Below are 11546 nucleotides of genomic sequence, written 5' to 3' on the forward strand. Positions count from 1 at the left end.
CTCCGAAACGGGCCCTGCGGCCCTTGGACGTCGCGCGCGAACCTCGCCGACATCGCTGGTTTAAGACATATTGTGGCGGGCGAAGGGCCGCTCGCCGAGGCGGCGAACCTATAGCGTGCCGCGCGCTGCCGCAACGCCCGCCGGAAGGGGAACCGATCGCTGGCGTCGCCCGGCGCCGTCGTCGCGCGGACGGCGCGAAATCCTCAGCCCTTCTTGGCGTAGTAGGTTTCGGCCTCGCCGGGGAAGCTGCGATCCTGGACATCGCTCGCGTAGCGCTCGGCGGCCCGCTGGATTTCGCCCTTCAGGTCGGCGTAGCGGCGGACGAACTTGGGGGTCCAGTCGAACAGGCCCAGCATGTCGTCGACCACCAGCACCTGGCCATCGCAAGCCGCCGAGGCGCCGATGCCTATGGTGGGAACGCTGACCGCCTCGGTGACTTCGCGGGCCAGACCTTCGGCCACGCCCTCGACAACGATCGCGAACGCCCCCGCCTCGGCGGTGCGTCGGGCCTCTTCCAGCACCTTGGCCCGCCCCGCCTCGTCCTTGCCCTTGGCCTTGAAGCCGCCTTCCAGCAGCACGGCCTGGGGACGCAGGCCGACGTGGCCCATCACGGGCACGCCGCGCTGAGTCAGATAGGCGATGGTCTCGGGCACGGTCGGACCGCTCTCGACCTTCACCGCCTGGGCGCCGGTCTCCTTCATGATCCGCACCGCGTTGGCGTAGGCTTCCTCGTGCGAGGCCTCGTAGGAGCCGAACGGCATGTCGATCACCACCATGGCCCGCTTCGAGCCGCGCATGACCGCCTGGCCATGCAGGATCATCATGTCGAGCGTCACGCCAACGGTGTTGGGCAGGCCATGAACGACCATGCCGACCGAATCCCCGACCAGCAGCAGGTCGCACGCCTCGTCCAGGGCGGCGGCGACCGGCGCGGTGTAGGCGGTCAGGCAGACGATCGGCTTGCCGCCCTTGCGCGCGGCGATGTCGGGGGCGGCCAGACGGCGAACCGTCTCTTCACGATGAGCGGACAGGGCTTTCGCTCCCATTGCGATGCGTTTCGGGCGCTGTTGTGGGCCGGATCGCGCCGCACCGCAACATGAACGGCGATAACGCGTCCGCTACAGGTCCTCGACCGCTCGCGTCACCGCGAAGGCCAGCGCCACCACCGCCAGCCCCGCCGCCAGCCACAGGGCCTCCGCGCTGGCCGGCGTGGTCAGCACCGAATTGACCTTGGCGACCCCGGCGTCGATCTCGGTGGCGATACCGCGACCGCCGCTGCGCGACAGCTGAGCCACCTCGCTTGAGAAGCGGGTCGTCAGGATCTGGAACGCGGCGAACAGGCCCGCCGCTGTCCCGGCTCCGCCAATCAGCAGCCGCCGCATCGTCCAGCCTCGGTCAAGCCTGGCCTCCACCTCCGCATTGAACAGCGCCGCGTCCGGAAAGGACGGCGGCTCGGCGAACATGCGGCTCAATTGCGCTTCGAAATCGGGTTCAGCCATGAGCTTCCCTCCTCGCGCCTTCTTCCGGTCGGGCCAGTCGGGCCCGAAGTTTATCCAAACCACGTCTGACATGGGATTTCACCGTGCCGATCGGGATATTCAAGGTTTCGGCCGCCTCCGCGTGCGACCAGTCGGCCCCGTAGCAGAGCGAAACGCACAGACGTTCCCCTCGCGACAGGCTCTTTAGCGCCTCGTCCAGGTCGATGCGGTTGGCCGCGTCGGCCGGGGTGTCGCGCCCTGGCGCCGGATCGATCGTCTCGACGGTCTCCGAGAAGATCAATCGCGCCTCCCGCTTGACCTTCTTGAGGTAGAGGCGCGCGCCGATCTTCTTGATCCAGGCGGCGAAGGTCCCCTCCCCGCGATACTCCGCCACCTGTTCGAAGCCGGCCATGAAGGCGTCCTGCGCCAGATCGTCGGCCGTGGCGCTGTCCGCGCCGAGACGACGCAGCAAGCCACGAACGGCCGAGCCGTGCCGGCGCACGAGCTCTCCATAGGCGCGACGGTCCCCCGTGGCCGCCAGGGCGGCCAGTTCGACGTCGTGTCCGGTTGGCGGGCGATCCATGCCCATCGAAGTCAAGCCCCTCCCCAGGCCCCCGCGGTCTAGACCCGCGGTTCCTTGTTGGGATTGAAGAAGCTGAGGACGATGTAGGCGACGCCGATCACGGCCGGAATGCTGGCAATGCCAAACCCGTCGAAGTCTCCGCCTCCGTGAATGAAGTCGCCGAAATAGGTGGCCAGACCCACGCCGATGCCCACGGCCAACCAGATCACGCCGGTGCGCAGATCGCGCAGGCGGGTCGGCGGCGTCTTCACCGAGCGCGTCATGGCCTCGATCACCTCGGCCGGAACGGGTTGCCCCTTCTCGATGGCCGCACGCAGGGTCGCATGAAGCTCGCGACGCTCGCGGCTCTTGAACAGGAAGGGAAAGATCACGATGGCCGCGATCATCATGCAGCCGGCGACGGGAACAACAATCTCAGGACCCATGTGGAAATCCTCCAGTTGGTGGACGACGCCCCCGCGCCGCCTTCACTGGTAAGAGGCGCTGACGGCGCCGTTTGGAGGCGCCCGCTGGGATGAAACTTTCGTAAGGCGGCGATCAGCCTCTCGGAAGTCCGGTCTGACGCCACACCGCCGGGCCGCCCAGGGCCAGAATCGCGGCGACGAAACTCAACAGGGTCGCGATCGGAAGGAGACTTGGAGCGATCTGCGTGACCGCCAAGTTCAGGACCGGGGCGCACGCCCACAGCACCAGGCCCAACACCGCAGCGCCGCCGGCTGCGACGGCCAGGCGCTCGACGAACGCCTGCCGCTCGACCCGCTTCATCACTTCCAGCGTAAAGACGTCGGCTCGGCTCTGCTTGGGCGTCTCGCCCAGAAAGGCCGAGAGTTGATCATCAGGGGTCATGAACCGCCTCCTAGGACTGCCAGCAGCCGCTCGCGGCCACGGGTAACATGCGATTTGACGGTGCCGAGGGGAAGACCCAGGGCGTCGGAGACTTCGGCGTGCGACCAGGCTTGCCCCAGGCACAGGGTGACGCAGGCTCGCTGGTCCTCGGGCAGGGTCGCCAGCGCCTTCTCGAGCGCCATGCGATCCTCCGCGCCGACTTCGGGGGCGGTCTCGAGTTCCTGCTCGCCCCGCCAGGCCTCGTCGCGGGCGGCGGCGCGCTGGGCGCCGCGTCGCTGCGAGAGGGCCTTCTTCCACGCCACGCCATAGAGCCAGGCCCGGAAGCCGTCATCCTCGCGCAGCTTGTGTAGTCCCGACCAGGCCGCCACGAAGGCCTCCTGGGCGATGTCGTCGGCGTCGCCCCAGCCGCTCTTGCGCAGGAAGCCCCGGAGAGGCTTCTCGTGGATCGCCACGAGGCGGGCGAAAGCGACCTGGGACCCCGCGCGCGCCTGCTTGACGAGCGCGGCGTCCATCAGACGGTCGGGCCGTTCCGATCCAGCATGACCTGGACCAGGGTGGCCACGCAGATCGAGCCCAGGACAAAGGCCACGATCGTGAAAGCCTCGCCCGCGCCGTAGATGTTGGTGACGGCGGCGAAGGCGAAGCCGCTGCTCAGCATGCCAAACAGCACCACCCGATACCAAGTGCTCTCGTGACGCCGGCGATAGCGATGGCGCGGACGTTCGTCGTCTTCGTCGCACTCACGCCAGCGCCGGTTCAGCCGGCTCAGAAGCTCGGCCGGCGGCTCGCGCCCAGAGGCCGCGTAGGTCTTGATCAGATCCAGCGTCTCCTGGTTCGAACGATAGGACAGCCAGCTCTGCCAGGCGCCGAAGACGAACCAGCTGAGCGGGAAGAGCAGCCACCAGAACTGGCGGAAAAGGTCCTCGAACATCGTCGTCGCCCCTTAGCGATTCAGCTCGGCCAGCAGCGCGGCCGACGGCTCCTGACCCTTGGCGGCCAGATCTCGCAGGACCTTCACCACGTCGTGGCGGGCGCGGTAGTTCAGCCAGGCGCGAAAGGCGCCCAGCACCATGAACGTCATGGGGAACATCAGCCACCAGAAGTCGCGGAACAGATCGTACATCGGTCGTCTCCTTCGATCATCGGCGCGATCACTCGCGCTTTCGAAGGTTAGTCGCCGCCGCCCCGCGCGCTGGATGCAGCGACATACGAAATAATTTCGGACATCGAGTTGAACGACACGGTCGGCCGGTGCTCGGCCAGGATCGAGGGCTTGGCGTAGCCCCAGCCGACGGCCCCGCAGTCCAGGCCCACGGCCCGGGCGGCCTCGATGTCCCGGGTCTCGTCGCCAATACAGATGACCTTGTCGCGCGAGACGCCGCGGGCGGTGACCTGCTTGAACTTGCGAGCCTTGCCGAACAATGACGCGCCGCACGCATAGAGGCTGATCAGCTCCGAGAGCTCGGGCCCCAGCACGCGGCGGATCACCTGCTCGCTGTTGGAGCTGACCACGGCGATCTTCACGCCGGACGCGTGCAGGGCGCTCAGCATCCTGGCCGTCTCCGGAAACAGCGGGATGGTATGGGCGTCGGCGGCCATCAGCTTCTTGCCGGCGCGGGCGATCAGCGGGAGTTTCCAGGGCGAAACGCCCAGGTAGCGGATGACCTCGCGGGTGCTGCGCCCGCGCAGCATCTCGATCTCTTCGTCGGTGACGGTCTTGAAGCCGTACCGGCGCGCCATCGGATTGACGGCCCGCATCATCCAGGCCGCGCTGTCGGCCAACGTGCCGTCGAAGTCGAAAATGACCAGTTCGTACCGCGAGACGGCGTTCTCCCCCACGCGCTCAAAGCCCCCTTTGATCCGCAACCCCGCGGATGTTCCATCCACTGATAGACCGATCCCGGAAAGCTTGTCGTGCTAAACTTGACCCCTGGCGTCCCAGAAGCGCAACCGTCGCGTCTAGTTTAGCGCCGCTTCGTAGATTTCCGGCTTGAACCCCGTCAGGCGCCGCGCGCCCAGGTCCAGCACGGGTCGCTTGATCATCGAGGGCTGGGCCAGCATCAGATCAATGGCCTTCTGCGCGTCCAAGTTTTGCTTGTCGGCCTCGTCCAGTTTGCGGAACGTCGTGCCGGCCCGGTTTAGCAGCGTCTCCCAGCCCAGTTCGGCGACCCAGGCTTCCAGGCGCGGCCGGTCGATCCCGGCGGTCTTGTAATCGTGGAAGTCGTAGGCCAGCCCCCGGTTCTCCAGCCACTTGCGAGCCTTGGCGACCGTGTCGCAGTTCTTGATGCCGTACATCGTCAGGGTCATGGTCAGGCTCCATCGACGGCGAATCCGCGCCGCGTCTCCGCCCTAGACGAGCCCTCGCCTCGCGCCAAGCTCAGCCGGCGAGCGCCCAGGTTCGCAGGACGATGTGACGGGTCTGGCCCAGCTTGCTCTGGACCAGGGCGAAGCGATCCACCGTCCAGCTCACGGATAAAATCGGCTGGGCCGGGACGATCTGGCCGTCGTAGAGCAGCGTGACGTGGGGAAGAAACGCCTTGTCGGGCTTGAGACCGACCTTGGCCATCTCCAGCGCCAGTTGCTGCTGAAAGGCGACCAGCGCCTGCACTCCCTCCCCGCCCTGCAGCGTGAAGGGATTGGCGCCGGGCCGATTGGCGAAGCTGGCGGCGCGGTCGAACGTCACGTCGAACGGCGCCGCGGCCAAGGCGGCGCCGGCGGCCTCGCCCTTGCGGACCACGTCCGCCGGCAGACCGACATAGTCGCCCAGATGATGCAGCGTGACGTGGAAGCGATCGGTCAGCAGCGGTTGGCCCCGAAGAGCCAGAGCCTCGCGCAGGCGCCTGGCCTCCGCCGCGATCCGCTCGGCCGTCGCCGCGTCCGGATAGAGCAGGAACATCAGCCGGTCGGTCGGCGTCGGCGGGTCAAAGCCCGGCAAGCCCATCTGCTGCGTCATGCGCCCTCCTCGTTCGGCGCACGGTTAGACCGCTTCGCCCCGCCCGAGAACCCGCAAGGTCAGCCGTAGGAACCGGCGTGCGCGCCCACCGGTTTCAGCAACATCAGCCACGGAGATCCGCCATGCCCAGAGGCGAGAAGAGCAAGTACACCGACAAGCAGGAACGCAAGGCCGAGCACATCGCCGACGGCTACGAGGCGCGCGGCGTCTCCGAGAAGGAGGCCGAGCGGCGCGCCTGGGCCACGGTCAACAAGGACGATGGCGGCGGCAAGAACCCCGGCGGTTCGGGACGCGGCAAGGACACTGGTCACCCGGCGGCCCACAAGGGCGGGCGTAAGGGCGGCGAAGCCTCCGCCAGCCGCAGCGCGGCGGATCGCTCGGCGTCGGCCAAGAAGGCGGCCGCGACGCGCAAGCGCAACGCCGAGCACCACGCCCACCACTGACCAGTCGGCGAGGGGGCCTTTAGGATGCGCGCGCCACCGGGGCCGCGACGCTGTCGACGCGGGTCCACGTCTGCGACTTGCAGATGAAGTTGGGCAACAGACAGCCCTTGGCCTTCAGCGAGGTGCGATCCAGCAGGCGAACTTGGCCGGAGAAGGTCATGTTCAGGTCGGGAACGAACACCCGCCCCTTCCACTCGGTGGGCCCCGTAGGCGAGAAATCGCGGAGCAGCTGCATGCCCACCAGGCCCTGATTGCTGCCCTTGCGGACGTCGGCCTGCGCCTCGGCGTTGGCCCAGACCACGTAGCCGCAAGTGCCTTCGCCACAGGCCTTGATCTCGATGTGGACACTTCCCTTGGGATTGCGCCAGACGCCGTAGAGGTCATTCGTTCGGGGCGGCGCGGTATCCGCGGCGACCGCTTGCCCCATGCTCGCGAACGCCAGGCCCAAGGCCGCAAGTCCCACCACCGCTCGGTTCATTCTGACCCATCCTTCATGCGCGTCGGCCCATAGATAAGGGTTCTACGGAAAAGGCGAACCCCGGAACGAATCCAAACGCGGATCTGGCTATATGGCGCCCTTTCCGAGCGACGACAGTTCGCGGCGTCATGCGCTAAGCCACAAGGGCGTCGATCACGCGCTGAGGGTGGGTCATGGCCAAGAAGCGTCCGGCGTCGGATATGCGCTCGAAGCGGCTGTCCGGAAGCACCTCGCGCCAATAGCGTTCGACGTGCTCGGGATCGTGCATGGTGTCGTGCGCGCCGATCAGCACCGTCCATTCGGTCAGGGCCGGCGCCGTTTCAGGCTTGCCTCCCCGCGCGATCGCCACCTGCTCGTTCACATAGCCCGCGATCCGTCCGGTGGCGAACATCCGCACCGACCGCCAATAGTCTTCGGCGATGCGCGGGTCGGCGGCGGCGGCCTCGTCCGGCGGGCTGCCGCGCATCGACTGCACGACCATGCGATGCAGGCGCTCGCGCGTCAGACTGCCGGCCAGCACGCGCGCGAAGGTCCCGATCAGCTCCGGCCGCCGAAGATAGGCCTCCTTGAAAGCGCCCAGCGGGCCGTGCCGGCGGTCGTCCGAGCCGGACGGCGGGTCCGGATTGACCAGCACGACCCTGCCGATCCGCTCCGGCGCGCGGCGGGCCAGAGCCAGCACGGCCTGCGCGCCGCCCCGGGCGACGATGTCGACCGTCGGTAGCCGCAGAACGTCCAGCAGCGCGATCAGGTCCGTGGCCGCGGCGTCGAAGGGATCGTGCTCGCCCGCGCGGAGCCCCGCCACGGGGTCGCTCATGCCAAAGCCGGGCCGATCCACGGCCAGGACGCGAAATCCCGCGCCCTGCAGGGCGGACACCAGGCCCGAAGGCGCCAGCCGCGAGGTCATGCTGGAGTGGACGATGAGCACCGGCCGGCCGCCGGCGGGACCATAGTCGCTCCAGGCGATGCGCGTGCCGTCGGCGCGGGGCGTCAGGCGTAGGGGCTCGGCCCGAGGATCGGCGAATCCCAGTTGTCCGCGGGTCGCGCCCAACAGGGCGGCCAGGGCGCTCATGGTCGATACGGTGCGCGCCAGTTCGCTGGCCGAGCTCACCCGCAAGGCGGCGAAGACCTGCTCCAGCTCCTTGCGGACCACCGCGACCGACAGGCCCAGGGCTCGGGCCGCTTCTTCCCTCGACGCGCCGCTGGCGACCAGCAACGCGATCGACGCCTGCTTCTGGGTCAGACCCCAGACATCGACGAGCAATGGGGCGTGATCCGGCTGCGACGGCAGCAGTCCGAAGGCCAGGCCGGACAACAATCCCACCAGCTCCGGCAAGCGCCGCGCGCCGGTGCGGCGATAGACATCCGAGAGCGCTTCCCGGGCGGTGACGTGCGAGATGCCCAATCTCTCGGCCGCCGCCTTGATCGAGCCAGCCCGCACGACGTTCATGACAACCCGCGTCTGCAGCCCCGTCAGGCCGAAGGTGGCGCAGGCGCGCTCGATCGGTTCGGCTCGGGCCGCCAATGTCGTCAGCACCACCACCTTGCCCGCCGGCGCTTCATCGGCCAGTTCGGGCGGCAGGCGCCAGAGCGGGAACGCCATCGCGGCTGGGGCATAGGCGAAGATCACGGACTCCGAGCCCGCATCGCTCTCGACGGCGACCGGGACCACCACCGGTTTTCCCGATCGCAGCGCCCTTTGGACCAGTCCCGGGTCGATGTAGCGCTCCCCGCGCTCCTCGGCGAACAGGCGGGAAGCGACGCGGACCGCGCCGTGCGCGTCGAGCACGGCCCCGGCGATGCTCTGCGGATCGAACAGCGGCAGGAACTGGGCCCGGGCGGCGTCGGTCTCGATCAGTCCGGCCAGGGTGTCGGGCGCCGACTGCGCCGTGGCCAGGACAGCCTCGGCGTCTTGCAGCACCGCTCGTAGGAAGAGCGGCAGGCGCGGCTCGTCGGCGAGGTCGTCTTCACTCAAGCGCCGACCTCGAAGCTACCGCCACCAACGCAAATCCTCGGAACATCGAACGTCCACGACCGTGGTCGAGACCTTGGCGCGGGTCGGCCGGAACGTCCAGGGGTGGTCGACGACACCCTACAATCGGCGATGTCCGCCTGCGCAGCGGTGGATTAGCTGAGGCAGGCGGACCGGGCGTTCGCACGCGTTCAGGGAGAGTTTCGATGGCGACTAAGTTCCAGACCCAGGACCTGACGTTCGCGCTACGCAGCGGCTTCACGGCCGCATCGGCCCATGAGATCGCGGTCGCGGACTTCAACGGCGACGGCAAGCTGGATATCGCCCTCTCCTATTTCCTGTATCCGCTGGAAGACCGGGCGGTGCCCATCCGGGTGCTGACCGGCGACGGCGCGGGAAACTTCGTTGACTCGACGACGGCGCTGTTCGGCGGCCAGCCGCCGGTGACGGTGCATGGCCGCCAGATCGTGGTGGCCGACTTCAACAAGGACGGCCGCGCCGACGCGTTCTTCGCCGACCATGGCTATGACGCCGCGCCCTTCCCCGGCGCGCGCAACGCCCTGTTCCTGTCTTCGGGCGCGACAGGCCTGACCAACGCGACCACGCGCCTGCCGAGCCTGGCCGACTACAGCCACTCGGCCGCCGCGGGCGATATCGACGGCGACGGCGACCTTGACCTCTATGTCGGCAACTACAACGGCGGGACCGAAGAGGCGCCCTATTTTCTGGTCAACGACGGCGCGGCCAATTTCACCCTGAGCCGCGCGGGCCTGCCGGCCGACCTCGTGGCGGGGCAGTACAATTCGCCGGCCAGCCTGCTGTTCGACGCCGACGGGGATGGCGACCTCGACCTGCTGCTGACGCCCAACGAGACCCAGAGCCAGACCGCGCGCCTGCTGAAGAACGACGGCAAGGGCGCCTTCACGGCCCTCTCGTCGTTCACCATGCCCAAGACCGGAACGACCGAGAGCGTGATCGACGCCAAGGCGGCCGACATCAATGGCGACGGCAAGCTCGACCTGGTGCTGACCACCGTGGTCGACCTCTTCAAGCCCGGCACGACCCAGATCTGGATCAACGACGGCCAAGGCGGCTTCGCCAACGAAACCGCCAAGCGGCTACCGGTCCAGGCGACCGAGGACTGGTACACGCGCACCCAACTGATCGACATCAATGGCGATGGCTATGTCGACCTCCTGGCCTCGAACAGCCACAAGCAGGCGGCTTTCCTGAACGACGGCGCGGGTCGCTTCGTCCAGTTGCCCGAGGGCTGGCTGAACATCTCGCAATACGACCGGCTGCAGGCCGCCGACGTCAACGGCGACGGGCGTATGGACGTGATCGCCTGGCGCGGCCTTTGGGAGGGCGCCGAGCACGTCACGGTGCATCTGGCGGGCGACGCCGGCGTCATGCTCGAGGGAAGCGCCTCGGCCGACGCGCTGATTGGCGACGCCCGGAACGAGACCCTCAGCGGCCGGGCCGGAAACGACGTGGTGTTCGGCGGCGCGGGCGACGACACGCTGGACGGCGGAGACGGAGCCGACATCTTGGTCGGCGGCGCGGGCGCGGACAGAATCGACGGCGGCGCTGGCGCCGACGAGGCGCGCTACGGCGGCCTGGCGACGGACTACGCGATCGGCGTCACCGCGGTCGGCTGGACCGTCACCGACACCCGCGCCAATGCGCGGGACGGCGCTGACACTCTGATCAATATCGAAAGTCTGGTCTTCGCCGACCGGACCATGAGCTTGGGCGACCCCACGGTGGGGATGGCGGTCGCCTCGCTGCTGAAGACCAGCGCAGCAGCGGGCGCCGGCGGGACTCTAACGGCCGACCTCACGGCCAAGGTGACCGCCGGCGCCATGACCTTAGGCGGCGCCATCGCGGAGGTCGTCAAGATCGCCGACCAGACAACCTCGGTGGCCACGCTCAGCTATCTGTTCTTCACGGGCAAGATCCCCAGCCAAGTGGGGATCGACTATCTGGTCTCGCCCTCGGGCCCGAACGGGAACAATCTGAACAGCGCCTACTATCAGTTCTTCAATCTCGAGAACCGCTACATCAATTTCGCGGTCAATCTGGGCAAGGTCGGCGAAGGGAACGCCAAGTTCACTGCAGAGTACGGATCGCTGTCGCTGTTCGAGGCCACCAAGAAGGCCTACGCCGCGATCTTTGGCGCGACGCCTTCCGACGAAAAGACCCACATCCTGATCGACGACCGCGCCGGTTACTTCGCCAGCTATGGCGCCGACGGTCCGAACGGCATCGGAACCAAGGCGGCCATGGTCGGCTGGCTGCTGGCCGAGGCTGAGAAGGCCGATCTCGGCGTCATGGCCCGATCCAACGCCGCGTGGCTGACCGACCTGGCCGACGGGAGCGCGCCGTTCGCCATCGACATCCTCGACCCCGCCAAGGGCTACTACAAGGCTGACTTCGTCTTCGGCGGCGCGTGATCGCTGAGGTGGACGACTCTAGCGCGTCGCCCAGGCGCGGCCGATCTCGGTCAGCGGCACGCAGCCGTGATAGGCGCCCGGCACCGGATCGTACTTCAACGCCACCGTCGCGCCGGGCTCCGAGGTGAAATAACCGACCGTGACCAGATCCTCGAGCACCGGGAAGAAGTGTCCTCGCCCTGCCCCCTGCCCCGGCGCGACGAGCGCAGCCTCCCGGTCGTAGGCGTTCAGAAGCGCGACCTGCTGTTCCGGCGCCAGCGCCACGAAGACATCGCCATGGGCGGCGCGGGCGTCGGCGTCCATGCGGGAGAGACCGCCCAGGAGCTGTTCGACCTGGGCCTTG

General features: G+C 68.1%; 16 protein-coding genes. 2 read left to right on the forward strand and 14 right to left on the reverse strand.

Annotation, left to right across the window (positions count from 1 at the left end; all coding sequences use genetic code 11):
• Window positions 1-203: 203 nt before the first annotated feature.
• The 11 genes from panB to VJ655_RS02230 all read right to left on the reverse strand — a co-directional run bounded on the left by panB (window position 204) and on the right by VJ655_RS02230 (window position 5860).
• Complete coding sequence (gene panB, locus VJ655_RS02180) at window positions 204-1031, reverse strand: 3-methyl-2-oxobutanoate hydroxymethyltransferase (RefSeq protein ID WP_324097811.1); 828 nt, start codon at window positions 1029-1031, stop codon at window positions 204-206.
• Window positions 1032-1118: 87 nt separating this feature from the next.
• The gene (locus tag VJ655_RS02185) at window positions 1119-1499 is read right to left on the reverse strand and encodes a hypothetical protein (RefSeq protein ID WP_324097779.1); all 381 of its coding nucleotides are present in this window, start codon (window positions 1497-1499) and stop codon (window positions 1119-1121) included.
• Window positions 1492-2076: an RNA polymerase sigma factor gene (locus VJ655_RS02190; RefSeq protein WP_324097781.1), complete on the reverse strand. Its 585-nt coding sequence runs from the start codon at window positions 2074-2076 to the stop codon at window positions 1492-1494. Before VJ655_RS02190 ends, VJ655_RS02185 begins: the two co-directional genes overlap by 8 nt.
• A 23-nt stretch (window positions 2077-2099) precedes the next feature.
• A complete protein-coding gene (locus VJ655_RS02195) occupies window positions 2100-2486 on the reverse strand; it encodes a DUF6249 domain-containing protein (protein ID WP_324097783.1) in 387 nt (128 codons plus the stop codon).
• 112 nt (window positions 2487-2598) lie between these two features.
• Window positions 2599-2907, reverse strand: coding sequence for a hypothetical protein (locus tag VJ655_RS02200; protein ID WP_324097785.1), 309 nt, complete (start codon window positions 2905-2907; stop codon window positions 2599-2601).
• Window positions 2904-3419 carry an RNA polymerase sigma factor gene (locus VJ655_RS02205; RefSeq protein ID WP_324097787.1) on the reverse strand — a complete coding sequence of 172 codons (516 nt, stop codon included), beginning with the start codon at window positions 3417-3419 and terminating at the stop codon, window positions 2904-2906. Before VJ655_RS02205 ends, VJ655_RS02200 begins: the two co-directional genes overlap by 4 nt.
• Window positions 3419-3838: a hypothetical protein gene (locus VJ655_RS02210; protein ID WP_324097789.1), complete on the reverse strand. Its 420-nt coding sequence runs from the start codon at window positions 3836-3838 to the stop codon at window positions 3419-3421. The genes VJ655_RS02205 and VJ655_RS02210 overlap by 1 nt, the downstream gene beginning before the upstream one ends.
• 12 nt (window positions 3839-3850) lie before the next feature.
• Window positions 3851-4030, reverse strand: a complete 180-nt coding sequence (locus VJ655_RS02215) for a hypothetical protein (RefSeq protein WP_324097791.1) — start codon at window positions 4028-4030, stop codon at window positions 3851-3853.
• A gap of 47 nt (window positions 4031-4077) precedes the next feature.
• Complete coding sequence (locus VJ655_RS02220; protein ID WP_324097813.1) at window positions 4078-4767, reverse strand: HAD family hydrolase; 690 nt, start codon at window positions 4765-4767, stop codon at window positions 4078-4080.
• Window positions 4768-4866: 99 nt separating this feature from the next.
• Window positions 4867-5214 (reverse strand): ArsC family reductase, encoded by a 348-nt coding sequence (locus VJ655_RS02225; protein ID WP_324097793.1) that lies wholly within the window; start codon window positions 5212-5214, stop codon window positions 4867-4869.
• A gap of 70 nt (window positions 5215-5284) precedes the next feature.
• Entirely contained in the window at window positions 5285-5860 is a 576-nt protein-coding gene (locus tag VJ655_RS02230) for a 2'-5' RNA ligase family protein (RefSeq protein ID WP_324097795.1), read from the reverse strand.
• 122 nt (window positions 5861-5982) lie between these two features.
• On the opposite strand from VJ655_RS02230, the gene VJ655_RS02235 reads away from it, so the two are divergent.
• Window positions 5983-6303: a plasmid stabilization protein gene (locus VJ655_RS02235; RefSeq protein ID WP_324097797.1), complete on the forward strand. Its 321-nt coding sequence runs from the start codon at window positions 5983-5985 to the stop codon at window positions 6301-6303.
• Window positions 6304-6322: 19 nt separating this feature from the next.
• Here VJ655_RS02235 and VJ655_RS02240 read toward each other — a convergent pair whose 3' ends face one another.
• Both VJ655_RS02240 and VJ655_RS02245 read right to left on the reverse strand, forming a co-directional pair.
• Window positions 6323-6781 (reverse strand): DUF2147 domain-containing protein, encoded by a 459-nt coding sequence (locus VJ655_RS02240; RefSeq protein WP_324097799.1) that lies wholly within the window; start codon window positions 6779-6781, stop codon window positions 6323-6325.
• A gap of 133 nt (window positions 6782-6914) precedes the next feature.
• Window positions 6915-8753: an alpha/beta fold hydrolase gene (locus VJ655_RS02245; protein WP_324097801.1), complete on the reverse strand. Its 1839-nt coding sequence runs from the start codon at window positions 8751-8753 to the stop codon at window positions 6915-6917.
• A 203-nt stretch (window positions 8754-8956) separates the two neighbouring features.
• Here VJ655_RS02245 and VJ655_RS02250 point away from each other — a divergent pair, with 203 nt between their 5' ends.
• Window positions 8957-11203, forward strand: a complete 2247-nt coding sequence (locus tag VJ655_RS02250) for an FG-GAP-like repeat-containing protein (protein WP_324097803.1) — start codon at window positions 8957-8959, stop codon at window positions 11201-11203.
• An 18-nt stretch (window positions 11204-11221) separates the two neighbouring features.
• Here the strand turns inward: VJ655_RS02250 and VJ655_RS02255 are convergent.
• Window positions 11222-11546, reverse strand: a 325-nt coding sequence (locus VJ655_RS02255; RefSeq protein ID WP_324097805.1) for a gluconate 2-dehydrogenase subunit 3 family protein, incomplete at its 5' end; no start/stop codon positions are given.

The organism is Caulobacter sp. (genome assembly GCF_035254145.1).
In the GTDB taxonomy this organism is placed as follows: domain Bacteria; phylum Pseudomonadota; class Alphaproteobacteria; order Caulobacterales; family Caulobacteraceae; genus Caulobacter.

Coding starts and splice junctions, on each gene's coding strand:
- VJ655_RS02215 (WP_324097791.1), bottom strand. CDS start 4,030: ATGTACGATCTGTTCCGCGACTTCTGGTGGCTGATGTTCCCCATGACG.
- VJ655_RS02235 (WP_324097797.1), top strand. CDS start 5,983: ATGCCCAGAGGCGAGAAGAGCAAGTACACCGACAAGCAGGAACGCAAG.
- VJ655_RS02200 (WP_324097785.1), bottom strand. CDS start 2,907: ATGACCCCTGATGATCAACTCTCGGCCTTTCTGGGCGAGACGCCCAAG.
- VJ655_RS02225 (WP_324097793.1), bottom strand. CDS start 5,214: ATGACCCTGACGATGTACGGCATCAAGAACTGCGACACGGTCGCCAAG.
- VJ655_RS02185 (WP_324097779.1), bottom strand. CDS start 1,499: ATGGCTGAACCCGATTTCGAAGCGCAATTGAGCCGCATGTTCGCCGAG.
- VJ655_RS02205 (WP_324097787.1), bottom strand. CDS start 3,419: ATGGACGCCGCGCTCGTCAAGCAGGCGCGCGCGGGGTCCCAGGTCGCT.
- VJ655_RS02210 (WP_324097789.1), bottom strand. CDS start 3,838: ATGTTCGAGGACCTTTTCCGCCAGTTCTGGTGGCTGCTCTTCCCGCTC.
- VJ655_RS02240 (WP_324097799.1), bottom strand. CDS start 6,781: ATGAACCGAGCGGTGGTGGGACTTGCGGCCTTGGGCCTGGCGTTCGCG.
- VJ655_RS02195 (WP_324097783.1), bottom strand. CDS start 2,486: ATGGGTCCTGAGATTGTTGTTCCCGTCGCCGGCTGCATGATGATCGCG.
- VJ655_RS02230 (WP_324097795.1), bottom strand. CDS start 5,860: ATGACGCAGCAGATGGGCTTGCCGGGCTTTGACCCGCCGACGCCGACC.
- VJ655_RS02250 (WP_324097803.1), top strand. CDS start 8,957: ATGGCGACTAAGTTCCAGACCCAGGACCTGACGTTCGCGCTACGCAGC.